The sequence below is a fragment of the Rugamonas brunnea genome (genome assembly GCF_014042345.1).
GTDB lineage: Bacteria > Pseudomonadota > Gammaproteobacteria > Burkholderiales > Burkholderiaceae_D > Rugamonas > Rugamonas brunnea.
The window spans coordinates 304,413-331,301 of the sequence record NZ_JACEZT010000005.1; the positions used below are offsets into that span (position 1 = coordinate 304,413).

The window sequence follows — 26,889 nt, forward strand, 5'->3', positions numbered from 1 at the left end:
TTGCAATCTTCCTGTGTTTGACGTCACAACTACAACGGGAGATGGACTATGCGAAGCAATAAAGTATTGGTGGCGGCTGCGCTGCTGGGCGTGATGGCCGGTGCGGTGGCGGGCGAGGCGGGCGGACCGCTCAAGCTGGCCAAGCCGGGCACGATCACGATCGGTTACCGGGACGCGTCACAGCCGTTTTCGTTCGCGGATGCGCAGCACAAGCCGGCCGGCTACACCATCGACCTGTGCGGCGCCGTGGTCGAGGCCATCCGGAAGGAATTGGGCCAGCCGGAGTTGAAGGTGAGCTACGTCCCCGTGTCGTCCAGCGACCGGATCGCGAAGGTGAAGGACGGCGCCGTCGACCTGGAGTGCGGCTCGACCTCGATCACGCCTCAGCGCGCGACCGAGGTGGCGTTTTCCACGCCCATCTTCTTCTCCGACACCAAGGTCATGGTGCGCGCCGATTCCGGCATCCAGTCCGTCGCCGACCTGAAAGACAAGCGCGTGATCGTCAACCAGGGCGCGTCCGGCGCGCCGGTGCTGGCCAAGGCGGACCTGGAGAAGGGCCTGCACATCCAGTTCGTCAAGTCGCACGACAACGTGGAATCGTTCGGCGCGCTGCAGCAAAAGAAGGTCGACGCCTTCGTCCATGACGACGTGCAGTTGGCGCAGCTGGCGGCCACCGCGAGCAATCCGAAAGGCTTTGTGCTGCTGAAGGAATCGCTGGCCAGCGACCCGATCGCCATCATGCTGCGCAAGGATAACAAGCCGCTGCAACAGCTGGTGGACGCCACGCTGGCCAAGCTGAGCGCCTCGGGCGAATTCAGCAAGATCTACAGCAAGTGGTTCCTCACGCCCACGTTCAAATTCCCCATGAGCGAGAACCTGAAGCACGAGCTGAAGAACCCCGGCAAGTAACGCTGGCCGGTGTGGCGGCGCACGTAGTCTGCAATGTTGACAAAACAATGATAGATTGTGTGCCGCCACGGCCGATCTGATCTTTTTGCGCGGCCGGGCTTTTCCAGGGAGCGCGCATGAAGACGAAAACGGTCGCCGTGATCGGCGCTGGCGTGGCCGGTCTGGCCGCCGGCATCCACCTGGCCCAACGCGGCCTTGATGTCACCCTCTACGAGCGCGCCGGGCGCGCCGGTGGCTGCTGCACCACCACCGAATCCGATGGCTACGTGTTCAACGACGGCGCCATGTACCTGGCCATCCCCGCCATCCTCGACGCGGGCTTCGCGCGGCTGGGCATGGACCGCGCCGCGCTGCTGCCGCTGCGCCGGATCGAACGCATGCAGACTTCCACCTTCGACGACGGCAGCGCCATCCGCTTCGGCGTTGGCGGCGCGCTGGACGCGCAAGGCGCAGGCCTGGATGGCCGGGCCGACGCGCTACGGGCCGAGCTGGCGCAACTGGTGGCCCGCTGGCGTGAACTCTACGATGTACTGACGGGCGACATCATCGTGCGGCCATTGTCCGTGCCGCGCCTGCTGGCGGCCACCTGGCGCCATCTGCCCAAACTGGCCGGCACGGTGGGCAAGGAGCTGGCGCGGCACATCGCCGATCCCAAACTGCGCGCCGCGCTGGCCAACGTCACCCTGTACACGGGGCTGGCGCCGGCGCGCACGCCGGCATTCCAGATGGTGGGCACGATGGCCATGCTGCTCGACGAGTTTTACTTGCCGGTGGCCGGCATGGGCGCCATCCCGGCGGCGCTGGAGCAGCGTCTGCTGGCGCTGGGCGGCAAGCTGGTCTGCAACGCGCACGTGCAGTCCATCGATGTGGCGCATGGCCGCGCCGCCGCGCTGACCGTGGCGGGCAGGGGCACCGTGCCCTACGACGCCATCGTCTCCACCGTGAGCGGCATGCACACCTTCGCCTCGCTGCTGAAGGCGAGCGACGTTCCCGCCGCCATGCGCAGGAAGACGCAGCGCGCGCCGTTGTCGCAGCGGGCCGTGTCGGTGCAGTTCGGGCTGCGCAACCGCATCGACGGCGTCAGCCACTTCAACTACCGCACCCCGCTGATGGAGCAGCAGCACCGCTTCCTCGATGCCGGCGACATGGCGTGCCTGGCCTACACCGTGCCCACCGTCACGGCGCCTGAACTGGCGCGCGGCGGCGGCAGCATCATCGAAGTGTATCCATCCATCGACCAGTCGCTGGCGCCCGATGCGTGGACCGATGCGCGCACCGGGGAGGTGGCGCAGGCCGCACAGCAAGCCCTGGCGGCGCTGCATCCGCTGGACGTGGCCGTGCGCCGCGTGCGCTCACCGCGCTACTTCCGCGACCAGATGTTCCTGTACGAGGGCGCGGTCTACGGCTTGTCGCCGGCCGCCGACAGCCGCGCCCAGTACCCGCACGCCACGCCCATTCCCGGCCTGTACCAGGCGGGCCAGACTTCGTATCCGGGCTTCGGGGTGAGCACGTCGCTGCTGTCGGGGATATTCGCCGCCGAGCAGTTGCTGGCGCGCGCGTGAGCCATGACGCGGCGCCGGTACGGCTGGGTCCAATTAATTTATACTGTCCGCCTTCCGCGCCTGAAGCGCTAGAACTTGCTGCCATGACCGTTACCCGCTGCCGCTGGGCCAACCCGGCCAATCCCCGTTACCTCGATTACCATGACCACGAATGGGGCGTGCCTTGCCACGACGAGCTGCGCCTGTTCGAGATGCTGAATCTGGAAGGGGCGCAGGCGGGGCTGAGCTGGGAGACCATCCTCAACAAGCGCGACACCTACCGCGCCGCGTTCGACAACTGGGACGCGGAAAAGATCGCCGCCTACGACGACGCCAAGGTGGCGCAGTTGCTGGCCGATCCCGGCATCGTGCGCAACCGCCTGAAGGTGGCGGCCGCCATCAGCAACGCGCGCGCCTACCTGCGCCTGCGCGCGGAGGGCGGCTCGCTCGACCGTCTGCTGTGGGACTATGTGGATGGCCAGCCTCTCGTCAACGCCGAACAGCCGCGTCCCAGCAAGACGGCCTTGTCCGACCGCATCTCCAAAGACCTCGCCAAGCGCGGCTTCAAGTTCGTTGGTTCCACCATCATCTACGCCTACATGCAGGGCATCGGCATGGTGGACGACCACGACCCGGCCTGCTTCCGCCACGCGGCGCATCGGTCATGAGCGCGCGTCTGGTCGTCCTCGCGACGGATTTCGGCGACGGCAGCCACTTCATGCGGACGTGGGCCGCCAGCGTGGGCGAACTGCATTACCTCGCCATCGCCCCCCGTCCGCCGCAGGCATCGGACATCAGCGATCCGCAGTTGCGCGCCCTGTGGCCGCTGCCGCTGCCGGGCGTGCACCGCATCCTGCTCGATGGCGGCCGCGTCACGCTGGACCTGATGGTGGGCACGGTGCCGGCCATGCTGCCGCAGATCGCGGCGCGGGTGCACGTATTCCACCTGCCCGCCGCTGTTGGCGAGCAGCCGCCCGAGCGCACGCTGGCCCGCGCGCTGGCCGCCCTGGCCACGCCAGGCGCCACGCTGCACGCGCAGGCGCCCGATGAAGCGCTGGTATGGGCGCTGGCGGCCGCCGGTTTCGCCTGCAAGGTCGCGCCGCAGACGCGGGACCATGCCGCGCCCGACGCCGTGCCCGACGCCGTTCCTGATATCGACGCGCAGTTCGCCAGCCGCCGTGCGCATCCGCCGGCGCCGCCGGCACCGGTGCGGCGCGCCGTCGTCATCGGCGCCGGCGTGGCCGGTTCCGCCGCCTGCCACCGCCTGTGCGCGCGCGGCTGGGACGTGACCCTGATCGAGCGCCACGATGGCCCGGCCCAGGAAGCCTCGGGCAACCATGCCGGCATCTTCATGCCGCTGCTGTCGAAGGACGACAACATCCCCACCCGCCTGACCCGCACCGCCTACCTGTTCGCGCTGCGCGAATGGCAGCGCATGGGGGGCGTGGGCCAGGTGTTCCGGGGCGCCAGTTGCGGCGTGCTGCAACTGGCGCGCGACGCCGGCCATGCGCGCGTGCAGCGCGAGGTGGTGGAGGGCGGCGACTATCCGCCGGAATTCGTGCGCTGGCTTGATGCGCCGGCCGCCAGCGCTTTGCTCGGTTCGGCGACGCCGCACGGCGGCTGGCTGTTCGGGCAGGGCGGCTGGGCGCGTCCGTCGTCGCTGTGCCAGGCCATGCTGGACGCCTGCGGCGAACGCCTGCATCGCGTGTTCCATGCCGAGGCGCTCACGCTGGCCAGGGTCGACGGCGAATGGCAGGTGCGCGCGGCCGATGGCGCGCTGCTGGCGCAGGCACCGACACTGATCCTGGCCAATGGCACGGGCGCCACCCGGCTGGCGCAGGCGGCCGAGCTGCCGCTGTCGGCCTTGCGCGGCCAGGTCACGCATCTGGACCCCGCGCGCGTGCCGCCGCAGTCGCTGGTGGTGTGCCGCGAAGCGTATGTGACGCCGCCGTCCGACGGCGTGGTATGCGCCGGCGCCACCTACGGCACCGACGACGATCGCGCGCTGCGCGAGGCGTGCCAGCAGGAGAATCTCGCGCGGCTGGCCGAGATCCTCGACGGCGTGCAAGTGGACGATGCGCCGCTGGCGGGCCGGGTCGGTTTCCGCTGCGCCGCGCCGGACCGGCTGCCGCTGGCCGGGGCGCTGCCCGACTATCCATCGGCCGGCCGTCTGGAGCAGTTGCGCGATGTGCCGCGCCATCCGGGCCTCTACTGCCTGCTCGGCTACGCGTCGCGCGGCATCATCTGGGCGCCGCTGATGGCCGAGGTGCTGGTGTCGCAGCTGGAGGGCACGCCGCTGCCGCTGGAAGCCACGCTGGCCGAGGCGATCGACCCGGGCCGCTTCCTGCTCAAGCAGCGGCGCCGCAGCCAGTAGCGCGTCCGGCGTCCAGGCTGGCGTTGCATTCGCGCCAACTAATCTATTGCTGTAACTCAATTCCGGGCCTTTCGCACTTGTCGGCGGGATATAATTCAACTCCAACAATGCGGGCACCAGGGGCGCCGCGTAGCCCCTTCCGGAGAGCTGAATGATGGATGACCAAGCGGGTGCGCCCGAGCTGTTTTTGTTCCTGGCTTCGACCGTGCACGACATGAAAAATTCGATCGGTGTGCTCAGCGGCACGCTGGAGCAGTTGCTGTCGGCCGCGCCGCCGCCCGCCGCCGCCACGCCTGCGGACGCCGATCCCGCCGCGACGGAAGAACCAACACCCTACAGCCAGATGGCGCACATGCTGTACCAGACCCGCCGCCTGAACGACAACCTGATCCAGCTGCTGGCCCTGTACAAGGAAGTGGGCAAGCCCGGCTATCCGTTCGACCCGGCGCCGCAGCAGATCGGTGAACTGGTCGAACAAGTGGCGTCGCAGGCGCGTATCCTGCTCAAGTCGCGCGGCATCACGCTGGAACTCGACTACGCGCCTGAACTGATCTGGAGCTTCGATGAAGACCTGGTGATCGGCGTGCTGGTGCACGCCATCAACAACGCCATCCGCTACACGCGCGACCGCGTGCGCCTGGCCATCCGCGTCGATGGCGACGAGCTGGAACTGCGGGTCGAGGACAACGGCGACGGCTTCCCGCCCGCCATGCTGGCAGCGGGCGCCGCGCCCATGGAGCAAAGCCGCGTCAACTTCCTCACCAACAGCAGCGGCCTGGGGCTGTACTTCTCGCGCGAAGTGGCGCGCATGCACAAGCACCGCCAGCGCAGCGGCAGCATCGCGCTGTCCAACGGCGGCGCGCTGGGCGGCGGCTGTTTCGTCCTGCGCCTGCCCTAGGAACCCCACGTACCATGACCAGCACCGCCCTCCATCCCGCCGCCATCGACGCCGTCGACTGGGCCGAAAAACGCTATCTGCTGGTGGACGATTTCGTCGGCATCCGCCAGCTGCTGCGCGAATCGCTGCGCAACCTGGGCGCCAAGCATATCGACCAGGCGGCCAGCGGCGGCGAGGCCATGGTGTTGCTGGCCAAGACCCGCTACGACGTGGTGCTGTGCGACTACAACCTCGGTGACGGCAAGAACGGCCAGCAGGTGCTGGAGGAGGCCCGCATCAAGCACCTGATGCTACCCAGCAGCGTGTGGCTGATGGTGTCGGCCGAAAAGAGCGTGGAGTCCGTGATGGGCGCGGCCGAACACCAGCCGGACGCCTACATCATCAAGCCGATCACGGAAGGCGTGTTGCTGACCCGCCTGAACCGCGTCTGGCACAAGAAGCAGATCTTTCGCGAGATCGACCAGGCCTTCGCCGACAAGGATTTTCTTCGCGCCGCGCGGCTGTGCGACGAGCAGATCGCCCACAACAAGCTGCACGAGATCGACCTGCTGCGCATGAAGGCCACGCTGCTGCTCAAGGCCGGCGAGCCGGAACAGGCGCGCGCCGTGTACGAGAAGGTGCTGGAAGGACGCGAATACAACTGGGCCCGCACCGGCCTGGGTAAGATCCGCATGAACAACGGCGAGCTGGAAGCGGCGCGCCAGATGTTCCAGGGTGTGATCGCGGAAAACCGTTTTTACATCGACGCGTTCGACCAGCTGGCGCAAGCCTACCAGCGCATGGGCAAGACGGAGGAGGCCTGCGACGTGCTGGAGAAGGCGGCCAAGCTGTCGCCCAATTCCGTGCCGCGCCAGCGCAGCCTGGGCATGGCCGCGCTCAAGCTGGGCAATATCCCGCTGGCCGAGCGCGCGTTCCGCAAGTGCATCGAGATCGGCGAGTATTCCATCCTCAAGACGGTGGACGCGTATTTCGGCCTGGCCCGCGTGTACGGCCAGAAGAACGACACCAAGGAGGCGCTGCGCTTATTGAACTCGGCGCTGCAGCAGTTCTCGGGCGACCATGTGAACCTGCGGGCCAAGATCACGGAAGGCCTGGTCTACCACGAGAGCGGCGATTACCGGCGCGCCCGCAAGTCCGGCGACGAGCTGGAACAGATGCTGGTGGAGGAAAAGCTGCGCCCCGACGTCCCCACCTGCATGGAGATGGCGACTTTGCTGTTCGCCGTCGGCGTGAAGGAGGCGCCGGTGGACCTGCTGTGCTACGTGGCCCGCAACAACGACGACAACGAACCGCTGCTCGACGATATCCAGAAAGTGTTCGACAAGGCGCGCATGGGCGAGGAGGGCGAGGCCCTCATCAAGTCCTCGCGCAAGGAAGCGGCCGACATGATGAACAAGGGCGTGCTGCTGTGGAAGACGGGCAAGCTGGACGAGGCCGTCGAGTGGATGCGCGAGGCGCGCCTGGCGCTGCCCAACAACATGCGCATCCTGTTCAATTCGGCCCAGATCATCATCTCCCACCTGCAGCAGAAGGGCTATTCGCATGAGTTGTCGGAGGAAGCCATCGGGGTGCTGATGCATGTCGATAAGATCGCGCCCGGCCAGCAGCGTTTCGCCCAGTTGATGGAGCAACTGGCCCTGCTGGCGCCGGCCCCCGTGGCGGCGCTGGACGCGGTGGCCGAGGCGCTGGAGCAGACTTCCTCCGAGTGATGGATGGACGCAACGGTGGCCACGCGTGCGCGCTTGTTTCCCACCGGTCAAATGATTACACTGAAAATCCGGCGCGGTCCGTAGCCTTTGCGGCCGGTCTGCGCCCTATGAAAAGCACCAGCCAAGAGAAGGGCACACCCATGCGCGATATCGCCAAAGAAGTTTACGACAAAATGAAAATCGGCGGCACGGCCTGGATCCGGCCCGTGACCGCCAAGGGCGACACATTGGACAGCTTCCAGGGGGCGCTCGACAGCGCCAAACAACTGGCCGAAGAAGGCTTGATCAATATCGAGAAAGTGCAGCGCCAGGCGGATGGCCTGATCGAAGCCATCCGCATCCTGCGCCTGTCCTGATAGCGGCCGCGCGCCGCCCGCGCGGCGCCGCTGAGCGCCGCCTTATTCCGCCGAAGATGGTTTGACGGCCGGCTTGGCCTTGGCCGCGCGCGGCTTGGCGGCCGCTTTGACCGGGGCCTTGGCCGCAGTGGACTTGTCGGCTTCTGCTGCCTTGGGCTTGGCGGCGGCGGTGGCTGCCGTGGCGGCATTGGCCGCCGATTTCGCCACCGAGGTGGCGGCCGCCGTGGCCGCAGCAGCCATCTTGCCGGCCGCACTGGTCATCGATTCCGGTCCCAGCGTGCTGGAGACGGCCTGTTTGAACTGATCCTGCAGCAGATTCCACCAGACGGCCGGATTGGCCATTTGCGCAGCCGCGTCGGCGTTCGGGCTGGCGGCCGGCTTGGCGGCGCCGCTGCTGGCTGCAGTCGTATTGGCCGATCCTGTGCTGGCTGCCGGCGCGGCTGGCGCGGCCGCCGCTGGCGCCGGCGGGGTTTCCTTCACGGGCGCCTTGGCCGGCGCGGCGGCCTGGGCTTGCTGGAAGAACACGGATGCGTAGGGCACCGTGTCGAGCAGCGACTTGGCGTCGCCGCCGCCCTGGTTGACGGCAGCCGCCATGCTGGCGCCCACCGATTTGAGCGTGGCGATGGTCCCGCGCTGCACTTCCAGCGCCTGGATACTGCCGCGCAGCATGCTCATGTTCAGGTTCAGCCACGTTTCCACGGCCTTCAGGTCATTGATTTTCTTGTCCAGTTCATCCACGGACAGGGTGGGCGCCGTCAGCCCCGGCACGCTCATACTGCCCCACAGGTTCTTGACGAAATCGAGGGTGTCCGTCATGACTGCAGCACCTGGGATGTTGGGCATTTGAGGGTTAGACATGGCTGGTTTCTCCTGTGAGTGAGCGTTTAGCGTAGCAGATATCGCAGGGGCGTTCAAAAGGTTTTGACAACATTCGCGTGCGCGATTGATGCGCCGGCGCATGGCGGCGCCGGTGCTGTCAGCGGAGCAGGGGGCAGACACGTTAAACTAGCGCCATGACGATCGCCACCTTCCTCCGCCCACGCCGCCGCTGGTTGCTGCTGGGCGCCGCCACCGTGGCACTGCATTACCTGACGATAGACTGGGTCGGCACCCAGCTGGGCCAGCGCGAAGCGCGCCGCCGGCCGCCGCCGTCGCTGGTCACGGCCCAATTGCACCTGGCCCTGCCGCAGCACCATGAGGCGGCGCCGCTGCCGGAGCTGCAACCGATGAGCGCCCCCCCGCCCAAGCCGGCGCGCAAACCTGCGCGCAAGCCAGCGCCGCCACCGCCGCCACCGGAACCGGCGCCAGAACCCGCGCCCGAACCGGCGCCGCCCGTGGCCGACAGCGGCGCGGCCGACAACAGCGCCGCCTCCGCTGCGCAAGCACAACCCGGTGCCGATAACGGGCCGGCGGCCGCCCAGCCGCAGGCGGGCGCCGACCAGCCCACGCCGGGCGCGGCCCCGGCGCCCACGGCCCAGACCAGCGACGCGCCGCCGGCCCCGCCCGTGCAGGCGCCGGGCCAGGGCATGCGCCGCTACAAGGTCAACCTGCCGCCATCGGCCGATTTCCTGCTCGACGTGCGCCGGGTGGACGCCAACGGCACCAAATGGACGGGCGAGGCGGCCATGAAGTGGCATACTGACGGCGGCAGCTACACCTTGTCGGTGGAAGCCGGCATCAGCATGCTGATCACCCGCCTCAACCTGCTGGTGCTGACCAGCACCGGCACCATCGACGATTTCGGCATCGCCCCCGTCACGGCGACGGAGAAGCGCAGCGGCCGTTCGCAGACGGCCACCCACTTCAACCGCGACGAAGGCACGATCACGTTTTCCGCGTCCGAACGCAGCTACCCGCTGCTGGTGGGCGCGCAGGACAAGGCCACGGTGCCGTTCCAGCTGGGCGCCATCGGCCGGGCCGATCCCAACCAGTTTGGCACCGACATCGACATCCTGGTGGGCGAGGACAAGGAAGCGAACATCTTCCGTTTCCAGCTGGTGGGCGAGGAGGAGCTGGAGACGGGGCTGGGCAAGCTGCAGACCTGGCACCTGACCCGCCCGCCCAAGCCGGGCACCTATTCATCGCGGCTGGACGTGTGGCTGGCGCCATCGCAGTACTGGTATCCGGTTCAGATCCGCAATACGGAAGCGAGCGGCGCGCTGACCACGCAGACCGTCTCCAGAATAACCATGACAAATTCGGGAAAATGACCATGACAACTATGAACACCACGGCCGCGCTGCTGCTGGCGGCCGCCGTGCTGGCGGCGCCGATGCCGGTGCTGGCGGCCCAGCGCGGCCAGCCGGCCGGCGCCGCCACCGCCACTGGCGCCACTGCCAATGCGGCTGCCGCCGCCACAGCCAGCGAGCACCCCAGCGTGCGCCGCGCCTACAACCTGCCGCCGTCGGCCCAGCTGCGCTACACGATCTCGGCCCGCCAGCGCAGCCTGCCCATCTCGGGCGACGCCGTGGTGGCGTGGCAAACGGGCGAGGGCAAGTACAGCATCAGCACGGAAAGCCACGCCGTCATCTTCGGCAAGATCCTGGAGAATCGCAGCGAAGGGCTGGTGGACGGCTACGGCCTGGCGCCCGTCACGTTCTACCAGAAGCGCTTCCGCAAGGACCCCAGCACCACCACCTTCAAGCGCGACAGCAAGACCATCGTGTTCACCGAGGGCGACGACAGCTACCCGCTCAAGGGCGGTGAGCAGGACCGCACCAGCGCCCCGTGGCAGTTGCTGGCCCAGGCCAGGGCCAACCCGGAGCGCTTCAAGCCGGGCACGGAGTGGGCCTATTTCGTGGCCGGCTCGCACGACGCCGAGCCGTGGGTGTTCAAGGTGGTCGACCACGAGACCGTGCACACGGGCCAGGGCGACGTCAACGCGCTGCACCTGGTCAAGGCGCCGCCGCCGGACGCCCAGGGCCAGCAGGTGGACCTGTGGCTGGCGCCGTCGCTGGAGTGGTATCCGGTGCGCATCCGCTTCGCCGACGCGGACGGCGACTTCGTCGACCAGACGCTGGACAAGATCAGCAGGAAATAGCCGCCGTGCCTGATATACTGACGCCCCCGCGATGAAGATGACGGGCCCGCGAGGGCCGATTCTGTTGTCATCTTAATCATCATCGAGAATGGCACAGAATGATAGAAATTTTGGCAAATGCAGCTGCGGCTGCGGAAGCACCGCTCACCGGCACCGAGCACCAGGACACGCTGCAAGCCCATTTCCAGCCCAACGTATCGGCTGACGAGATCGAGCAGGTCTACCACCTGAAGCGCGCGCAACCGCTGCTGCAGGTGTTCACGGCCCTGTTCCACGGCGGCTTCGACGGCGTGCTGGTGCGCCTGCTGGTGCTGCGCGAACTGGCGTCCGACACGGCCACGTCGGCGTTCTCGCGCGCCGACATCAACACCCGGCTGGCCTATCTGCTGCCCGAGAGCCTGGAAACGGTGCTGATGCGCCTGCGCTCGAACCAGCTTTTGGCCTGGGACGCGCAGCAAGCCGTGTACCGCGTCACGCCCATGGCCCGCAACGTGCTGTCGGCCATCGACGGCCTGCTGGCGCTGGGCCAGAACGAGGACGAGGCCGAGATGGGCTTCCTGCTGTCGCAGGTGGCCGGCGCCCAGGCCGTGGGCGGCGTCACCGTCGAACAGCTGCAGCACCTGCTGGGCCGCCTGGTCGAGCTGACCGAGGAATTCGCCGACGCCATCGCCTCCGGTTCCGAATTCCGCCTGCGCGCCTCGCAGGCCAAGTGGCACATGGCCTGCGACTGGGTAGAGAAGGGCTCCGAGATCCTGCGCGCCATCACGGCCGACGAGAACGCGGACAGCGCCACCCACAAGGCAGCCCAGGCCATCGGCCGGGCCCAGAGCGCGCTGCTCAACATGCAGGGCATGTTCTCGCGCGCCCTGAACCAGATCGAACGCCAGCGCGTGCACCTGGGCCAGTCCGGCCTGTCGACCACCGACATCAAGCGCTGGCTGTTGCAACATGAAGACCTGGCCTCGCTGGCCGACGGCGCCATTGACCAGCCGGTCGTGCCGCTGTTTATCACGCCGGCCGAAATGATCGACGTGGCCGAGACCGAGCTGCTGTCGGACCGCGTGTCCGGCGTGGCGCCGGGCGGCCTGCCGGCCGGCCAGGATGCACCCACCACCATCAACGACACACCCGCAATGCAAAAAGAACTGGACGACTGGCTTGCGCGCCTGTCCGACTTCGCCGCGCTGGGCAATTTCCCCAGCATCGCGGAGGAGGCCCCGAAATCGATCCCAATCCAGGATTCGCTGCTGCCGGCCACCTTCGCCGTGGCGTCCTACCGCGCCTCGCTGCTGCCGCTCTTGGGCGACGCCTCCGAGGCCAGCCTGCAGGGCGCCACGGCCGAACTGGCCCGCCTGCCCGTGACCTTCACCCCGTCCGACGAGATGATCGAACTGCCCGACCTGCACGTGGCGGCCATGTCGCTGGCCACGCTTTCCCTCTCCCTCGATCCGCAAGGCGACAAGACTGATGAATGACGACGCACAAATCCTGATCGCGCGCCTGCTGACGCACCAGACCCTGCGCCGCGACGACAAGCTGGTCAAGCGCGTGCTGTCGGACGAGCAGTTCCGCGCCGAAGTGGACGCGCGCCTGCTGGCCACCGGCCTCAAACTGCTCGACAACGTGTACGCCGACCACGTCACGCTGGCCCTGACGCGCGCTATCGAGCCGAAGATCTTCGGCGCGCGCGACGTCTGGCAGAACAATAATTTCGGCCTGTCGCGCGACGGCGTGGCCCTGCTGGTGGTGCTGTGGGCGCAGATCATCCTGCCCAAGCGCGAACGCCAGGAAACCCACCAGCACGCCGAGGACGACCAGAACGACATGTTCGGCGTGGAGAAGCCCTTGCCGCGCGCCGAGGACACTTCGATCGGTATCGCCTACAAGGCGCTGCTGGCCGACTTCGGCGACAAGCTGGGCAAGAAGACCCGCCTGGACATGAACCTCGGCATCCTGGCCAAGCTGGGCTTCATCGAACGGCGCGGCGACGTGATCGTGGAAGGCCCGTTGCTGGACCTGTTGATGGACACCGACCTGCTCAAGGAACGCATCATCAACGGCGCGCTGGCCGACGTGTTCAAGCGCGCCCCGGCGCAGATCATTCCCGTGCCGCGCGCCACGCCGCCGCTGGCCGCGGACGACGAGCCGACCGCCGGCGCGCCGGTGGCCGTGGCCAACGATGCCGATGCTGACGACGATGATGCTGAGCCGCTGCCGTTCGAGGTGCCCGCCTACGAAGGCCCGGCCGTCGTCGCGCCGGCGCCGCTGCCGGCCGGCGCGGCCATCGAGATGCACGCCGTGGAGGACGAGGCCGACGATGCCAACGGCGCTGACCCCACCCCGTCCGACGACACTCCAGCCAGGGATTAATCCATGTTTCACATCAAATCACTCGAACTGGTGCACTGGGACTACTGGCAGCGCATCAAGAACATCCCGCTCGACGCCAAGATCATCACCATCGCCGGCCAGAACGGCTCCGGCAAGACCACGCTGCTCGACGCGCTGCGCACCCTGTTCGGCCTCGATTGCTCGATGGGCCGCACCTACAAGCACTATGCGCGCCACTCGGGCCAGCAGACTGCCTGGCTGCGCGCCGTGGTCGACAACCAGGCCGTGGGCCGCCAGTTGTCGAACCGCCCGTTCCGCAGCTCCGGCTTCTTCAGCGACGACGAGGTGACGCTGTTCTGCCAGATCCAGAAGAACGGCGGCGACTGGAAGCGCCAGTACCTGATGCGCCCCGGGAACGTGCAGATCGAGGAGATCACGGAAGCGAACGACTGGCTGGGCGTGGAGAACTACCGTAAGCGCCTGGCCAACGCCGGCCTGTCGCCGGCCATGGCCAAGGTGCTGGCGCTGGAGCAGGGCGAGACGGACAAGCTGTGCGAATACGCGCCGCGCCAGCTGCTGGACCTGGTGTTCCAGGTGTTCGGCGACAAGGAGGTGCTGGATGCCTACGACGAAGCCAAGCGCCACCAGCGCGACACGGAACAGGAACTGAAGCGCTTCGAGTCGGAACTGGAAGCGTCGAAGACCAACCTGGAAGGCTTGCGCCTGCGCGTGGCCAACTACCACCAGTGGGAAGACCTGAACAAGGAACGCCGCAACCTGCAGGAAGAAGTGCTGCCCACGCTGGAATACCACGAGGCGCGCGAGAAGCACGCCAACGTGAGCCGCCAGTTGCGCGACGCGCGCAAGCCGCTGGCACAGGCCGACCAGCAGTTGACGGACAAGCGCAACGCGCTGGCCGCGCAAGCGAAGGCGCTGACGGAAGCGCAGCAGCATGAAACGGTGCTGGAGCAGGAATCGACGGCGCTGCAAAGCCGCCTGGGCCAGATCAACGGCAAACTGAAACCGCTCGACAGCCTGCTGGAACAGAAGGCCCGCCTGCAAAAGCTGGCCGCCGATTCCGGCAACGACATCGCGGAAGTGGCGCAGCAGCTAGAGGAAAAGGAAGCGGAACTGGCGCGCCAGAAGCAAGCGCGCGAGGCGCTGTCGGCCCGCATCGCCGGCGAACTGGCCACCATCGCCGCCTTGCAGGGCAAGACGGCCATGCCGGAACCGGAAGCCGTGCGCGGCATGCGCCGTGCGTTGAACGACGCCGGCATCGGCCACGCCATGCTGTCCGACATCGTGGAAGTGACGGACGCGCGCTGGCAAGGCGCCGTCGAGGGTGTGCTGGGCGGTTATGCCTCCGTGGTGCTGCTCGACAAAGCCAAGGACGCGCCGGCCGCCTACCGGCTGGCCGAGAAGGAGCGCTATCGCCACTTCATCGTGCCGGAGCTGGTCACGGCGCCCGGCGTCAAGGACGACAGCCTGCTGTCGGTGGTGAAGTTCTCGGCGCCGGTGCCGGCCTGGCTGGTGGACCAGCTGTCGCGCATCGCCCGCGTGGACACGGTGGACGAAGGTTTCAAGCTGGGCAAGGACGAGGAATGGATCACGCCCGAGGCCTATCACCGCGAACGCCGCGGCGGCCGCTCGCTGTTCGTGGAGGCGTCGCGCTACCGCTTCGGCTCGGCCGGCCGCACCCAGCGTATGGAAGCGATCCAGCGATCGCTGCCGGGGCTCGAGGCGCAGGAGGACGCGCTGACGCTGGCCATCAGCAAGCTGGCCTCGGAAGTGGGCGCGCTCAAGGCCCGCATCGCGGGCGTGGACGCGGCCAAGGAACTGGCCGCGCGCCAGGCCGAGTTCGACGAGGCGGCCCGCAACGCCGTGCCGCTGCGTGAGGAGCGGCTGGAAGTGGGCACGCGCCTGGGCGAGCTGCAGGCGCTGATCAAGGACGCCACCGTGCAGCGCACCCGCACCGACACCGTATGGCAGAACGCGCGCTTCGCCCTGTCCGAGGCGGAAGCCGGTCTGCGCCTGAATAACAAGCGCCAGCTCGAACAGCGCGGCGACCATGCGCGCGCGCTGCTGGCGCTGCGGCGCGCGTGGCGCCACCTGCCCAAGAGCTGGCGCCGTCCCGCGCGCCGCGCGCGGCTGGTGGCAGAGCACCAGAACTCGCACCAGGTCGCGCTGCGCATCCATAGCCTGGAGGCTAGCCTGGCCCGCAACGACTGGGAGCTGGACGCCACCGTGATCGACCAGTACCAGCGCCTGAACGAGCAGCTGCACGGCCGCCAGACGGAGACCGAGGAGCGCCGCTACCAGAACAACCGCGCCATCGAGGCCACGGCCAACGCGCGCGGCGCCTACATCGAGCGGTTGCGCTACACGATCAAAACCTACAGCAAAAACATCAAGGAGCTGGGTGAGCTGGCCGGCATCGAGGTGCACGCCGATCCGGTGCGGCTGGAGAACGACGACACGCAGTTGGCCCAGGCCGGCCTGCACGTGCGCTTCAAGTTCGACGGGAAGGGTCCGATCGGCATGAACGACGGCGAAGCGTCGGGCGGCCAGCAGGTGATGAAATCCCTGGTGCTGCTGATTGGTTTGTTGAAGTCCGAGGATGGCTCGGGCGGTTTCGTGTTCATCGACGAACCGTTCGCCCACCTGGACATCCGCAACATCCAGCTGGTGGGCGAGTTCCTCAAGAACACCGAGGCGCAGTATTTGATGACGACCCCGCTCACGCACAACACGGACGTCTACGATCCTTCGGAACTGACGCTCATCACGAGCAAAAAGAAGAAGGATACGTTGTGGGCCCAGCCCATCTTCGTGCTGCAGCGCCGCCCCAGCGAGGCCACCAAGGCGGCTTGATCCATCCCCTGTCGGAACCCAAAAAAACGGCCCCCAATCTTCGCATGGCGAAAATTGGGGGCCGTTTTTTTCCGACGTTGTTTAGCGCACCAGGTCGTCGTCGCTGCGCTCACCCAGCAATTGATCGAGCTGTTCGCCCAGGCGTTGCGCCAGTTCGCTGCCCTTGGCTTTCAATACCGCTTCCAGATACGGGCGCCGCAGGTCGCGGAAGTCTTCCACGCAGGCCGCTTTTTCCACCTTCAGCTGCAAGGTGAAGCCGCGCAGGCCAATCGTGCTCTTGATGGTCTTGTTGTAGAAATCGTACAGCGCCTGGAATTGCTCGGCCTTGGTGCGCGCGGGGGCAGCGGGAGCAGCGGGAGCCGGGGCCGGTGGCGGCATGGCTGGCGCTGATGCTGGCATCGGTGGCGCGGCTGCCAGCGCCGGTGCTGGCGCGGCGGCGGCCATGGTCGCTGGGGCGGCCATCATCTCTGCCTCCTCCACCAGCGGTGCGTCGATGGTGCTGTAACTGGTCGACAGCACGATGAATTGCTGCGCCAGCAGTTCCTGCATGGCGTCGGCCGTCAGGCCCAGGCCGGCCACATTGCGCAGCAGCTCATCCTCGGGCCGGTGGCCGTCGACCATCACCAGCAGCGTGCGCAGGCGCGGCGCCAACTGGTAGCGCCGGGTGGCGATCTCCTCGCGCCCTTTGGCGGTCTTGTCGTAAATGGACGTCTTCATCGACTGGCGTTAATTTGCATGGATTTCTTTTCAGAAAATAAAGTTGCCTCACGGATATATGAAGCATACCACCAAATGTCCGCTTTTCAGTACCAATGATAGTCCCGCCAGCGCCAAGTTGGCGCAAAACGGGCCCCGATCGCGGCGCCGGTTTGCGCTTTACAGCAGGCGGTCCAGCGGGCCGCGCGGCACGGGCTGCTGGCCGCGCTGCCAGCGCGCCAGCAACAAATGGTAGCTGCCGAAGAAGCCGGCCAGCAGGCAGAACGGCAGCACCGTCAGCGGGTTGCGGTGGAATTCCTCGGGTGGCAGCGGGGTGCCGTTGTGCATCTGCAGGTACAGTTCGAAGCCGCGGTACAGCAGGCGCGCGATGAACAGCATGGACACCAGCACGCCCAGGCGCAGGTTGGGGGTGTAGAAAAAGCCTTCGGGCGTGTTCTCCAGCCGGCTCAAACGCATGTTGCGGAAACCCAGCGCGATACCGCCGGCCAGGCCCAGCGCCAGCGCGCCCAGCGCCAGCGGGCTGTCGAGCACCTTGGCGGCCAGCCCGCCCACCAGCGCCGCCAGCAGCAGCACCACGGCGTAGTGGCGCCACAGGATGGACTGGCTGCGGCCCATGGCCGCCTTGAGGCGGGAGTAGATGCGCCACACCAGCAGGGGCACCAGCAGCAGCAGGATGATCGTCGTAATTTCCATTTCGGTATTCCAGGGACAAGCGCGGCCAGGCGCCGCGCCCCGCGATTGTAAGCCAGAACGGCGCCACATTGACTTTCGGTGGAGCTATCAGCAATATGGGGCGACCGCCGCACAGACAGGGACCGCCACCCACATGAGTACACTGATTCCTCCCTTGCCGCCCGGCATCGGCCTGATGGCCGCCTCGCCCAACAGCGGGCCGCAGGATGGCCGCTACCAGTTGCCCGCGCCCGCGCTGCAAGCCATCGTGGACGCGCCGCGCGCGCCGGGCCTGAGCCTGAGCCCGCACCGCGACCTGGTCGCCATGGTGCAGACGCCGCCGCTGCCCGGTATCGAGGAAGTGTCGCAGCCCGAACTCAAGCTGGCCGGGTTGCGCATCAACCCGCGCACCTGTGCCGCCAGCCGCTACGCCTACGGCGCCGACCTGACCCTGCTCGATATCGCCAGCGGCAAGGAAAGCCGCATCCGTGGCTTGCCGCGCGCGCTGCGCGTGTCGGACCTGAGCTGGGCGCCGGACCAGCGCCACCTGGCCTTCAGCCATGTGGCCTACAAGGGCGAACGCGGCGAAGTGCAGCTGTGGCTGATCGACATCGCCGCCCGCCGCGCGCGCCGGCTGGTGAGCCAGCCCCTGTCGGCCGTGTTGAGCCGGGGTTTCTCGTGGCTGCCCGACAGCAGCGGCCTGCTGCTGCAACTGCGGCCGGCCGGCATGGGCAAGCCGCCCGTCATCGATCCCGTGCCGTCCGGCCCCGTGCAGCTCGACAGCGATGCCGAAGGCGCCGTGCGTCAGCTGCGCACCTACCAGGACCTGCTGCGCAGCGAGGACGATGCGCGCCTGTTCGAACACTACGTCACCGTGCAACTGGCCCACACGGATTTGCAGGGTACATTGCGGCTGCTGGGCGAACCGGACCTGTATTCGCGCGTGTCGGTGGCGCCGGGCGGCCAGTACCTGCTCACCCACTGCATCATGCGGCCGTACTCCTACCTGGTGCCGGTGTCCGGTTTCGGCGAGCGGATCGAAGTGCGCGACATGAACGCCAAATTGCTGCATCCGGTGGCCATGCTGCCACTGGAGGAGGGCCTGCCGCCGGGGCACGACGCGGTGTCGGCCGGGGTGCGCCACGTGTCCTGGCGCGCCGACGCGCCGGCCTCGCTGGTGTGGGCCGAGGCCCAGGATGGCGGCGACCCCGCGCGCCACGTCGAGCACCGCGACGTGCTGTACCTGCACGCGGCCCCGTTCCATGGCGCGCCGCAGGTGCTGGCGCGGCTGGCCATGCGCTACGGCGGCATCGCCTGGGGCCGTGGCGACGTGGCCCTGCTCAACGAGCGCTGGCACAAGACCCGCGCCGTGCGCCAGTGGATGATCGCGCCCGACCATCCCACGCTGGCGCCGGAACTGATCTACGAAGGTTCCTACGAGGACCGCTACAGCAGCCCCGGCGCGCCCGTCACGCGGGCCGACGCCAGCGGCTTCCCGCGCCTCGTGATCGGGCCCGATACGACGATACTGCTGGACGGCGCCGGCGCCACGCCGGAAGGCGACCGGCCCTTCATCGACCGCCTCAGTCTCACCACGCGCAGGAAGGAGCGGCTGTTCCAGAGCGCCGCCCCGTATTACGAGAACGTGGCGGCCGTGCTGAACGAGGAGGGCACGCTGCTGCTGACGACGCGCGAATCGCCCACCGAGCGCCCCAACTACTACGTGCGCGACCTGCGCCTGCCGCCCGAGGCGCAACTGCGCGCGCTGACCAGCTTCCCCCATCCCACGCCCGAACTGAAGGACGTGCAGAAGGAGCAGATCCGTTACCGCCGCAACGACGGCGTGGAGCTGACGGCCACCTTGATGCTGCCGCCCGGTTACGACGCGGCGCGCGACGGCCCGCTGCCGATGCTGATGTGGGCCTACCCGCACGAATTCAAATCGGCCAGCGCGGCCAGCCAGACCACGGGTTCACCGTACCACTTCAACGCCGTCAGCTACTGGGGCCCGACCGCCTTCCTGGCCGTCGGCTACGCGGTGCTGGACAATCCGTCTTTCCCCATCATCGGCAGCGGCGACGCGGAACCGAACGACAGCTACCTGGCCCAGCTGGTGGCCGACGCCGAGGCGGCCGTGGACGAGGTGGTGCGGCGCGGTGTGGCCGACCGGCGCCGTATCGCCGTCGGCGGCCATTCCTACGGCGCCTTCATGACGGGCAACCTGCTGGCGCATACGCGGCTGTTCCGGGCCGGCATCGCCCGCAGCGGCGCCTACAACCGCACGCTCACGCCGTTCGGCTTCCAGTCCGAGGAGCGGCCGTTCTGGCAGGCGGCCCATGTGTACCAGGCCATGTCGCCGTTCAACCACGCGGACAAGATCAAGGACGCCATGCTGCTGATCCATGGTGAGCAGGATAGCAATCCCGGCACCTTCCCCATGCAGAGCGAGCGCATGTTCCAGGCCATCAAGGGCCTGGGCGGCACGGCGCGGCTGGTGATGCTGCCCAACGAGGCGCACGCCTACCGGGCGCGCGAATCGATCCTGCACATGCTGTACGAGACGCACCGCTGGCTGGACAAGTACGTCAAGCACGCCGAGTGAGGCGCGGGAGCGCGGAGCGCGGGGAGCAGTCAGCGTTGGCTGGCAGCAGCCGGCGCCGGCCTGGATGGGCCGGCAGCGGCAGCCGGATCAAATGATGTGCAGATTGGGCGGAGCGCAGGCTGCGGCGGCGTAAAATGGAAGCACATCGCCAGCCACCCTGGAGGGAAATCATGCACAGTGCCGCCATCCACGCCCACCGCGCGCCAGACCCGGCCCCGGTCGACGACCCCGTGCCGGAGCCGCCACCGCACCAGCCCCACCCGGTGCCGCAGGACGATCCGGTGCCCGACCACAATCCGGCCGCACTGCCGGCATGCGCGGGCGCCGCGATGCCGCGTTGCCAAATGGTATGACCTGACCCCGGTTTGTTTAGTCGAAAGCCCAGGTGTAGAGCACGTCCAGCGCGTTGTTGGTGCCGGTCTGGAATTGCAGCGTGATGCGCGGGTTGAGCTTGTAGCGCAGCTTGACCAGGCTGGTGGCGGAACTGGCGCCCTGCTCGAAGCTCAGGTAGGCGCGCGACGAGAGCCGCTTGCCGACCGTGACCACCGTCGTTTCCAGTCCCTTGGCCTGGCTCACGCCCAGCTCGTCCACGCCCAGCGTGTTGGCCAGCCGGCCCTGGCCGCCGCCGAACAGGGCGCCGGCCGCGGTGCTGAGCAGCGCCATGTCGTTGCCGGCCGTGCTGTCGATGCCGTGGCCGAGCACCAGCCAGGCCAGTTTGTCGCTGTCGGAGACGGCCGGCGTGGACACCAGCTTGGCCACCGGCGCCAGCGCCGTGCCGCGTACTTCCACCCCCGCTTCCACATTGTTCTCGTTGAGCGCTTCGCCTTCCGGACGCTTGCGCACGGCCAGGATGTTCAGGCCCGGATTGTCGTAGGCGCCCGTGAAGTTGATCACGCCTTTTTCGATCGCCAGCTTCTGGCCGTAGGCCGCGTAGGTGCCGCTGGCGACGCGGATGCTGCCCGTCACGCGCGGCGGCCGGCGGTCGGCCACGCGGATGCGCACGGCGCCGGCTAGTTGCGCGTCCAGCCCCTTGCCCTTGAGCGTGAAGGCGTCGCCCAGGTCGGCCTCCACATCCACGTTGAGCGGCAGCGATTTGCTGTCCTTGGGGGGCGCCGCGCCGCGCCCGAGGATCACCACGTCGCTGCTCATGGTCGGAGTGTCCTGGCTGGCCAGTTCGATGTTGGCGCGGTCGGCGCGGAACTTGCCGTCGAGCTGGAAGCGTTTGCTGTCGCGCACCAGCGTGCTCTGGCCGCTGATGACGAGCGTGCGGTCGGGCCGCGCCAGCACTTCGAGCTGGTCGGCCGTCAGCTTGAGCTGCATGCTCGCTTCCGCGTTGGCGAAGCGGATCGCGCCTTCGGCCTGGGCGTGGCCTTCGGCGCCGTCGAACGTCAGCTTTTGCAGCAGTAGCTGGTCGCCCGTCAGGCGCGCCTGCAACTGGCCGTTGCGCAGGCGGATGCCTTGCTCGGCCCAGTTCAGCACCAGCTTGTCGCCGCTGATGTCGCCGTTCAGCTGCGGCGCGCCCCAGGTGCCGGCGCCGGACATGGCCAGCCTGAGCGTGCCGTCCAGTTCCAGTCCCGGTTGGCCCGCCAGTGGCGCCAGCCAGGCCAGCGATCCCATGTTGGCGGTGCCGTTCACACTCAGCGCGCTGGCATCGGCCAGCTTGCCGTCGACCAGCTGGGCGCTGGCGTCGAGTCGGGCCTGGCCGGCGCGGCTGCCGTCGAGCGCCAGTTGCAGGCGCAGCGCGCCGTTGGCCGCGTCCACCCGCGCGTCCAGTTGTTTGAGGCCCAGCGGCAGCGGCACGTCGGCGCCAGTCACGGTCAGGTCGCCCTGTTCGCGGTACAGGTGCAGCATGCCGTCCACGGCGGGTGCGCCGCCGGGCGGCGCGGCCTGCACGGCCAGCGACCAAGCCGCGCCCATCGTCATGTCGCTGCGGATGTTGTCGCGCCAGGCGTCGGACAACTGGGCCAGGTAGTTGACGGGCACGCCGGCCGCCTGGCCCTTGCTGCGCCACTGTGGGCCGTTCTTCTCCAGGTTGTCGATGTGGATGGAACCGGCCGGCAGCGCCACCGTTGTCGCGCCGAGCACGATCTGCTCGGGATGTAGCAGGCCAGCCACGCCGCTGCCGGCCGGGGCGGCCAGCCGCAACGGCGCTGGGGCTTCCAGCGTGAGCGCGTAGCGGCCCCTGTTTTGCAGCGTGTCGATGGCGCCGGTCCAGGCGTCGCCGCGCCAGCCGCCCTTGAGGCGCACGGCCGCGTCGAAGTCGCGGTTGCCGCCACTCAGTTGCAGCACGTGGGCCGCGCGCGTGCCGCTGGCCTGCAGGCGGGCGCGGTCCAGCGTCAACGCGGGCGAGTCGTAGCCGGTGATGGCGATGTCGGCCACCACGGGATCGTCGCCGCTATCGGTCGCGCGCGCGCCGGCCAGTGCGCGCACGCCGGCCAGCATGCGCGTGACAGGGTTCTCCGTCTTGCCGGCTACGTTGGCGCGCGCCGTGCCCGCGCCAGTACCCGCGCCCGCGCCAGAGCCAGAGCCAATGCCTGTGCGCGCCACTGTGCCCGAAACTGCGCCGGCACCGGCACCGCCACTGGCACCGGATCCGGCGCCTTCGCCAGCGTCCGGGGGCGCGCCCAGGCTGGCGCTGCCCCGCAGCGATTTGATTTGCTGCTGGCCGGGCGCGCGCAGGTTGGCGCCATCCACGGTCAGCGTCAGCGACGGCCGTTCGGCGCTGCCCGCCAGCGTGCCCGCCGCGTGCAGTGTGCCGCCGAATGGGGGGCCGGCGCTGGCGAGTTGGGGCGCGTCGATCTTCCAGTCCAACCGGTCGCGCGCGCCGCCGAACGCGCCTTGCGCCTGCAGGCTGTTGGGGCCCAGTTGCAGGTTGATGTCGGCGTTGCCGATGTGGCGCAGGTCGGCGGCCAATTTGGCGTAACCGGACAGCGCGCTGCCCGACAGCGTCGATGGTTGCAGCTTGGCGTTGAGGGCGGCGCGCCAGTCGGCACCCAGCGCCGCGTCGCCGTTGAATTCGGCGTTGACGACGCCGGTCGGATAGGCGCCGAATGCGGCCGGGTTGATGCGCTGGGCGCTGCCCGATGCTTTCATTTCGAGCTGGCGCGCCGTGCCGGCCGCGCCGGCCAGCCACACCTCGCCGCTGGCGTGCAGCACGCTGTCGGGCGTGGGATGGCGGGCGGCCGCCAGGCCCAGGCCACGCAGTGTCGCGTCGAAGCTGGTGCGCGGCGCGGCCAGCGTGCCGCGCGCCGTGCCGTTCGCGGCCAGGGCGCCCAGCAGCTTGCCGCCGGCCGTGTTCAGGTCGCGCGCGTCGATCTTCCAGTCCAGCTGCTGGTCCGGCGTGCCCAGGCCGCCGTGCATTTCGGCCGTGTTCTGGCCCAGTGCGAGCCGCGCTTCGACGCCGCTGATGCGCTGGGTGTCGGCCGTCAGTTTGCCGGCGCCGGACAGGGGCTGGCCCAGCAGCTTGCCCGGCTTGAGCGTAAAGTCGGCCGCCATTTGCCATGCGGGCGACAGGTGGCCGCTGGCGTTGAGGTCGGCGTTGAGGTCGGCCACCGGATAGTTGCCGAAGGCGGATGGGTCGAAGTGCTCGGCGCTGACGGCGGCCTTGAACGCTTGCGCGTCGCGCAGGCTGGCCTGGCCGCTGGCGCTCACGCTGCCTTTGCGCAGTTGCAGGCGGGCCTGCCGCAGTTGCAGCAGGTCGTTGGCCAGCGTGGCCTGCAGGTCCAGCCGCAGGCCGTCCTGGCCCAGCGCGGCGCGCAGCGTCTGCTGCTTGCTGTCGCTGTCCACGGTCACGTCACCGCCGATCTGGGTGGCGTGCAGGCTGCCGACCACGTGCTGCAGGTTGAGGTGCTCGGCGCGCAGCGCGAGTCTGGCCTGGTCCACGCCGGCCTGGGGACCGCCGCGCGCCGCCTTGATCGTGGCCGCGCCCGTGAAGCGGCCGGCCGCGCCCAGGTCGATGGCGATGGCGTCGATGGTGGCCGCCGTCAGCGTGCCGCCCAGCTTCGCCGTGGCCCCTTGCAGCGGCAGCCGTTGCTGGTCCAGCGGGCCGGGCTGGCCTTCATTGCGCAGCGACAGTTGGCCCGACAGCGCCTGCTTGCCGTCGACGCGGGCCGCCAGCTGCACGGCCAGCCGCGCGCGCGGCCAGGCGGCGCGGTAGCCGGAGGGGTCGACGCCGCTGGCCTTCAATTCCAGCGCATGCAGGATCACGGGATCGAACGGCGCCAGTGCCAGCGTGGCCGTGCCGCTGGCCGTGCCGGCCGCGCCGTCGGCGTCCAGCCGCAGCAGCGACAGGTCGCCGTGCGCCTGCAGGCGCAGCTGGGCGGGGTGGGGCGGCGCGCCTTCAGTCTGTGTCAGGCTGGCCTTGGCGTTGACGGCGAACGGGCGCTGGGCGCCCACGGCCAGTTGCGCCTGCAGGCGGCCGATGTCGGTCAGGGCGTCGCCGTTCTCCAGTTGCCAGCCGGTGCCGTCGCCGGTGAGGCGGAAGCGGATCTGGCGCAGCTGCGTGCGGCTGCCATGGTCGAGCAGGGTGAACTGGCCCAGGCGCGCGTCGGCGATGTGCAGCCGGAACGGTGCGGCCAGCGAGGCGGGCAGCACGGGCGGCGTGGACGGGCCGGTGCTGGTGACGGTCAACGCGTTTGCCTGCAGCGCGCTGATGGCCACGCCCTCGGAGAAGAACTGCAGCGGCGACCAGGTGATGTCGATGCCGTCCACCGTGATCACGGTGCCGGGGCTGCGGTGCACCAGCCGCGCGATGTGCATGCGGTGGTACAGCGAGCCGCTCACGCCCTGCACTTCGATCTGGCCACCACTGGCGGCGGCGATGCGGCGCATCAGCTGCTGCAAGGTGCTTTCGCGGCCCAGCAGCCAGACGGCGCCGCCCAGCACCACGGCCACCGCGCCCGCACCGATCAGGGTGCGGCGCAGCCAGCGGCGCCGGCGCGGCGGCGTCGGCGGGGAGGGCGGCGTGCCGCCGGTGGTGGCGGGCGTGTGGTCGGCGTCGGACATCAGAACGTGAATCCCAGTGAGAAGTGCAGCCGGTATTTTCGCACCGCGTGGCCATACGCGAGATCGACGTTGATGGGGCCGACCGGGCTTTTCCACCGTCCGCCCACGCCGTAGCCGGATTTCGGATGGAAATCCTTGAGCGTGTCGACCGCGTTGCCGGCGTCGTAGAACACGGCGGCGCCCCATGTCGGCTTGAACCAGTGCTGGAGTTCGACGCTGCCCGTGCCCAGGTAGCGCCCGCCCGTGATGGCCGTGCCTTCCTGGATGCCGAGCTGCTGGTAGGCGTAGCCGCGCACGGACTGGTCGCCGCCGGCGCGGAACAGGTAGACGGCAGGCACGCCCTGTTTTTCGCGCGAAGCCAGCGCGCCGCCCTCGGCCCGTACGATCACGTTGTTGTGCGGGCCCAGCGGGTGGTACAGCACGGCGCGCGCGTAGCCGCGCACGAAGGCCTGGTCGGTGAGGATGGGCAGCAGCGCGCCGCCCAGCTGGGCGTTGATCACGTAACCCTTGGTGGGGAACAGCAGGCTGTCCAGGTGGCGCCAGGTGGAGCCGTAGGTCAGCGGCAGGCTCTTGCTGCTGCCCGTCTCGACGTTGGCGATGGTCTTGGTCTCGCTGAGGAACTCCAGCGTCAGGCTGCGTTCGAGCAGCGGCGTGCCCCAGGCCCGCTTGCCCGAGATGGCGGCCACGCTGGTGATCTCGCCCGAGATGTCGCTGCGTTCGAACGAGGCGCCGACGCTGTCGCGGTAGCCTTGCGCCGTGACCGGGTAGTAGAAGTCGCTGTGCGCGCTCTGCTTCTTCGTTTCCAGCGTCAGCGCGCTTTTCATGCGCAGGCCGAAGATGGACAGGTCGTCATACGTGAGCGAGGCCCGGTTGCCGGTGTTGGTGCTGTAACCGAGACCGGCGCTGGCGTTCTTGCGCTTGTTCTCCGTCACCCGCACCAGCAGCGGCAGCGCCGGCATGGACGCAGCCGACTCGGCCGCCGCCTCCGCCTGCGTCGTACCTGGCGCCGGCGCCGTTGCCGCCGCCGTAGACTGTCCATGGAGCTTGGCCTGGGCCGCCTCGCCCGCTTCGAGCTGCTCGCCGATCACGGCGCTCATGTCGGCGCTCACTTCCACGGTGGCGAAGTAGCCGGTGTCCTGCAGGCGGCCCTGGAACGCCTGCAGCGCCGCTTCGCTGTAGTCGTCGCCGGGCTTGATCTGGTTCAGGTTCGCGATGATGGAGGGCGGGTAGCGCTTCAGGCCCTCGATGCGCAGTTCGCCGAAATGCAGTTCCGGGCCGCTGTCGAGCACCACGCGCAGCAGCGCCAGGTGGGTGTCGGGATCGACGGTGGCCTGGCTGTCGGTCAGCTGGGCGCGCGGGTAGCGGGTCTGCACCACCTGGCGCAGCAGGGCGCGCTTGGCCTGTTCCCAGTCGGCCTGGCGGAAGATGGCGCCGTGCGGCAGGCCCCAGCTGGCCAGCAGCGCGTCGCGGTCGTAGCGGCGGTCGGCCGGCTGGCCCGGCGGCGGCTCGAAGCCTTGCAGCGTCAGTTCCACGTCGCCCACGCGCACCGGCTCGCCCGGCTGCACGCTGATCAGCACCAGCGGTTCCTGCCCGGCCTCGTCCAGCCGCACGCTCACTTCGGGCGAGTAGTAGCCGCCCGTGGCCACCAGCGTGCGGATCTGGGCCGGCGCCACGCGCACCATGCGCTGCAATTGCTCGCGGTCGATGCGCGCGTTGCCGCGGAATCGTTCGAGGTCCAGGTTCTGTTCCAGCAGCGCGTCGAGCGGGCGCGGCGCGTCGATGCGCACGCGGTAGCGCAGCCCATCGGCCATGGCCGGGACGCAGGCCGCCAGGGCCACCCCCAGCAGCGATACTTTTACGGCCAG

The 26,889-nt window shown here is 68.7% G+C and carries 18 protein-coding genes and 1 pseudogene; 14 read left to right on the plus strand and 5 right to left on the minus strand.

Annotation, left to right across the window (positions count from 1 at the left end; all coding sequences use genetic code 11):
- Positions 1 to 48: 48 nt before the first annotated feature.
- The 7 genes from H3H37_RS10440 (at position 49) to H3H37_RS25790 (ending at position 7,787) form a co-directional block, all read left to right on the plus strand.
- Positions 49 to 909 (plus strand): amino acid ABC transporter substrate-binding protein, encoded by an 861-nt coding sequence (locus H3H37_RS10440; RefSeq protein ID WP_182162076.1) that lies wholly within the window; start codon positions 49 to 51, stop codon positions 907 to 909.
- 116 nt (positions 910 to 1,025) lie between these two features.
- Positions 1,026 to 2,471 (plus strand): phytoene desaturase family protein, encoded by a 1,446-nt coding sequence (locus tag H3H37_RS10445; RefSeq protein WP_182162078.1) that lies wholly within the window; start codon positions 1,026 to 1,028, stop codon positions 2,469 to 2,471.
- An 83-nt stretch (positions 2,472 to 2,554) separates the two neighbouring features.
- Complete coding sequence (locus H3H37_RS10450) at positions 2,555 to 3,118, plus strand: DNA-3-methyladenine glycosylase I (RefSeq protein WP_182162080.1); 564 nt, start codon at positions 2,555 to 2,557, stop codon at positions 3,116 to 3,118.
- Positions 3,115 to 4,824, plus strand: a complete 1,710-nt coding sequence (mnmC1, locus tag H3H37_RS10455) for an FAD-dependent 5-carboxymethylaminomethyl-2-thiouridine(34) oxidoreductase MnmC1 (protein ID WP_182162082.1) — start codon at positions 3,115 to 3,117, stop codon at positions 4,822 to 4,824. Before H3H37_RS10450 ends, mnmC1 begins: the two co-directional genes overlap by 4 nt.
- Before the next feature lie 154 nt (positions 4,825 to 4,978).
- Positions 4,979 to 5,722, plus strand: coding sequence for a sensor histidine kinase (locus tag H3H37_RS10460; RefSeq protein ID WP_182162167.1), 744 nt, complete (start codon positions 4,979 to 4,981; stop codon positions 5,720 to 5,722).
- 14 nt (positions 5,723 to 5,736) lie between these two features.
- A complete protein-coding gene (locus tag H3H37_RS10465) occupies positions 5,737 to 7,431 on the plus strand; it encodes a response regulator (RefSeq protein WP_182162084.1) in 1,695 nt (564 codons plus the stop codon).
- On the plus strand, positions 7,431 to 7,787 hold the full coding sequence (locus H3H37_RS25790; RefSeq protein WP_229218763.1) for a hypothetical protein: 357 nt from the start codon (positions 7,431 to 7,433) through the stop codon (positions 7,785 to 7,787). Before H3H37_RS10465 ends, H3H37_RS25790 begins: the two co-directional genes overlap by 1 nt.
- Before the next feature lie 42 nt (positions 7,788 to 7,829).
- On the opposite strand, the gene H3H37_RS10475 is transcribed toward H3H37_RS25790, so the two are convergent.
- The gene (locus H3H37_RS10475) at positions 7,830 to 8,645 is read right to left on the minus strand and encodes a PhaM family polyhydroxyalkanoate granule multifunctional regulatory protein (RefSeq protein ID WP_182162086.1); all 816 of its coding nucleotides are present in this window, start codon (positions 8,643 to 8,645) and stop codon (positions 7,830 to 7,832) included.
- 155 nt (positions 8,646 to 8,800) lie between these two features.
- Here H3H37_RS10475 and H3H37_RS10480 point away from each other — a divergent pair, with 155 nt between their 5' ends.
- From H3H37_RS10480 to H3H37_RS10500, 5 genes and pseudogenes are all read left to right on the plus strand, one after another.
- Positions 8,801 to 9,997, plus strand: a complete 1,197-nt coding sequence (locus H3H37_RS10480; protein ID WP_182162088.1) for a DUF3108 domain-containing protein — start codon at positions 8,801 to 8,803, stop codon at positions 9,995 to 9,997.
- 2 nt (positions 9,998 to 9,999) lie between these two features.
- Positions 10,000 to 10,827 (plus strand): DUF3108 domain-containing protein, encoded by an 828-nt coding sequence (locus H3H37_RS10485; RefSeq protein WP_229218764.1) that lies wholly within the window; start codon positions 10,000 to 10,002, stop codon positions 10,825 to 10,827.
- A gap of 98 nt (positions 10,828 to 10,925) precedes the next feature.
- Positions 10,926 to 12,302: a hypothetical protein gene (locus tag H3H37_RS10490; protein WP_229218765.1), complete on the plus strand. Its 1,377-nt coding sequence runs from the start codon at positions 10,926 to 10,928 to the stop codon at positions 12,300 to 12,302.
- Positions 12,295 to 12,981 (plus strand): annotated as a pseudogene (locus H3H37_RS10495) (hypothetical protein); the annotation flags it as partial. The gene H3H37_RS10490 and the pseudogene H3H37_RS10495, both read left to right, overlap by 8 nt.
- Before the next feature lie 219 nt (positions 12,982 to 13,200).
- On the plus strand, positions 13,201 to 16,029 hold the full coding sequence (locus tag H3H37_RS10500; protein ID WP_182162092.1) for an ATP-binding protein: 2,829 nt from the start codon (positions 13,201 to 13,203) through the stop codon (positions 16,027 to 16,029).
- A gap of 81 nt (positions 16,030 to 16,110) precedes the next feature.
- Here the strand turns inward: H3H37_RS10500 and H3H37_RS10505 are convergent, their stop codons facing one another.
- Positions 16,111 to 16,746 carry a hypothetical protein gene (locus tag H3H37_RS10505; RefSeq protein WP_182162094.1) on the minus strand — a complete coding sequence of 212 codons (636 nt, stop codon included), beginning with the start codon at positions 16,744 to 16,746 and terminating at the stop codon, positions 16,111 to 16,113.
- A gap of 159 nt (positions 16,747 to 16,905) precedes the next feature.
- Positions 16,906 to 17,439 carry a CcdC protein domain-containing protein gene (locus tag H3H37_RS10510; RefSeq protein WP_182162096.1) on the minus strand — a complete coding sequence of 178 codons (534 nt, stop codon included), beginning with the start codon at positions 17,437 to 17,439 and terminating at the stop codon, positions 16,906 to 16,908.
- Positions 17,440 to 17,572: 133 nt separating this feature from the next.
- On the opposite strand from H3H37_RS10510, the gene H3H37_RS10515 reads away from it, so the two are divergent.
- Both H3H37_RS10515 and H3H37_RS10520 read left to right on the plus strand, forming a co-directional pair.
- Entirely contained in the window at positions 17,573 to 20,020 is a 2,448-nt protein-coding gene (locus H3H37_RS10515) for a prolyl oligopeptidase family serine peptidase (protein ID WP_182162098.1), read from the plus strand.
- Positions 20,021 to 20,190: 170 nt separating this feature from the next.
- A complete protein-coding gene (locus tag H3H37_RS10520; protein WP_182162100.1) occupies positions 20,191 to 20,373 on the plus strand; it encodes a hypothetical protein in 183 nt (60 codons plus the stop codon).
- Between the two features lie 16 nt (positions 20,374 to 20,389).
- Here the strand turns inward: H3H37_RS10520 and H3H37_RS10525 are convergent, their stop codons facing one another.
- A complete protein-coding gene (locus H3H37_RS10525; protein WP_182162102.1) occupies positions 20,390 to 25,024 on the minus strand; it encodes a translocation/assembly module TamB domain-containing protein in 4,635 nt (1,544 codons plus the stop codon).
- Entirely contained in the window at positions 25,024 to 26,835 is a 1,812-nt protein-coding gene (locus H3H37_RS10530; protein ID WP_229218770.1) for an autotransporter assembly complex protein TamA, read from the minus strand. Before H3H37_RS10530 ends, H3H37_RS10525 begins: the two co-directional genes overlap by 1 nt.
- Positions 26,836 to 26,889: the final 54 nt, after the last annotated feature.

What these genes read in the sequence shown, in the direction of transcription:
- H3H37_RS10480 (WP_182162088.1), top strand. Translation starts at nt 8,801, where the DNA reads ATGACGATCGCCACCTTCCTCCGCCCACGCCGCCGCTGGTTGCTGCTG.
- H3H37_RS10505 (WP_182162094.1), bottom strand. Translation starts at nt 16,746, where the DNA reads ATGAAGACGTCCATTTACGACAAGACCGCCAAAGGGCGCGAGGAGATC.
- H3H37_RS10475 (WP_182162086.1), bottom strand. Translation starts at nt 8,645, where the DNA reads ATGTCTAACCCTCAAATGCCCAACATCCCAGGTGCTGCAGTCATGACG.
- H3H37_RS10520 (WP_182162100.1), top strand. Translation starts at nt 20,191, where the DNA reads ATGCACAGTGCCGCCATCCACGCCCACCGCGCGCCAGACCCGGCCCCG.
- H3H37_RS25790 (WP_229218763.1), top strand. Translation starts at nt 7,431, where the DNA reads ATGGATGGACGCAACGGTGGCCACGCGTGCGCGCTTGTTTCCCACCGG.
- H3H37_RS10485 (WP_229218764.1), top strand. Translation starts at nt 10,000, where the DNA reads ATGACAACTATGAACACCACGGCCGCGCTGCTGCTGGCGGCCGCCGTG.
- H3H37_RS10450 (WP_182162080.1), top strand. Translation starts at nt 2,555, where the DNA reads ATGACCGTTACCCGCTGCCGCTGGGCCAACCCGGCCAATCCCCGTTAC.
- mnmC1 (WP_182162082.1), top strand. Translation starts at nt 3,115, where the DNA reads ATGAGCGCGCGTCTGGTCGTCCTCGCGACGGATTTCGGCGACGGCAGC.
- H3H37_RS10525 (WP_182162102.1), bottom strand. Translation starts at nt 25,024, where the DNA reads ATGTCCGACGCCGACCACACGCCCGCCACCACCGGCGGCACGCCGCCC.
- H3H37_RS10445 (WP_182162078.1), top strand. Translation starts at nt 1,026, where the DNA reads ATGAAGACGAAAACGGTCGCCGTGATCGGCGCTGGCGTGGCCGGTCTG.
- H3H37_RS10500 (WP_182162092.1), top strand. Translation starts at nt 13,201, where the DNA reads ATGTTTCACATCAAATCACTCGAACTGGTGCACTGGGACTACTGGCAG.
- H3H37_RS10530 (WP_229218770.1), bottom strand. Translation starts at nt 26,835, where the DNA reads ATGGCCGATGGGCTGCGCTACCGCGTGCGCATCGACGCGCCGCGCCCG.
- H3H37_RS10440 (WP_182162076.1), top strand. Translation starts at nt 49, where the DNA reads ATGCGAAGCAATAAAGTATTGGTGGCGGCTGCGCTGCTGGGCGTGATG.
- H3H37_RS10465 (WP_182162084.1), top strand. Translation starts at nt 5,737, where the DNA reads ATGACCAGCACCGCCCTCCATCCCGCCGCCATCGACGCCGTCGACTGG.
- H3H37_RS10460 (WP_182162167.1), top strand. Translation starts at nt 4,979, where the DNA reads ATGGATGACCAAGCGGGTGCGCCCGAGCTGTTTTTGTTCCTGGCTTCG.
- H3H37_RS10510 (WP_182162096.1), bottom strand. Translation starts at nt 17,439, where the DNA reads ATGGAAATTACGACGATCATCCTGCTGCTGCTGGTGCCCCTGCTGGTG.
- H3H37_RS10515 (WP_182162098.1), top strand. Translation starts at nt 17,573, where the DNA reads ATGAGTACACTGATTCCTCCCTTGCCGCCCGGCATCGGCCTGATGGCC.
- H3H37_RS10490 (WP_229218765.1), top strand. Translation starts at nt 10,926, where the DNA reads ATGATAGAAATTTTGGCAAATGCAGCTGCGGCTGCGGAAGCACCGCTC.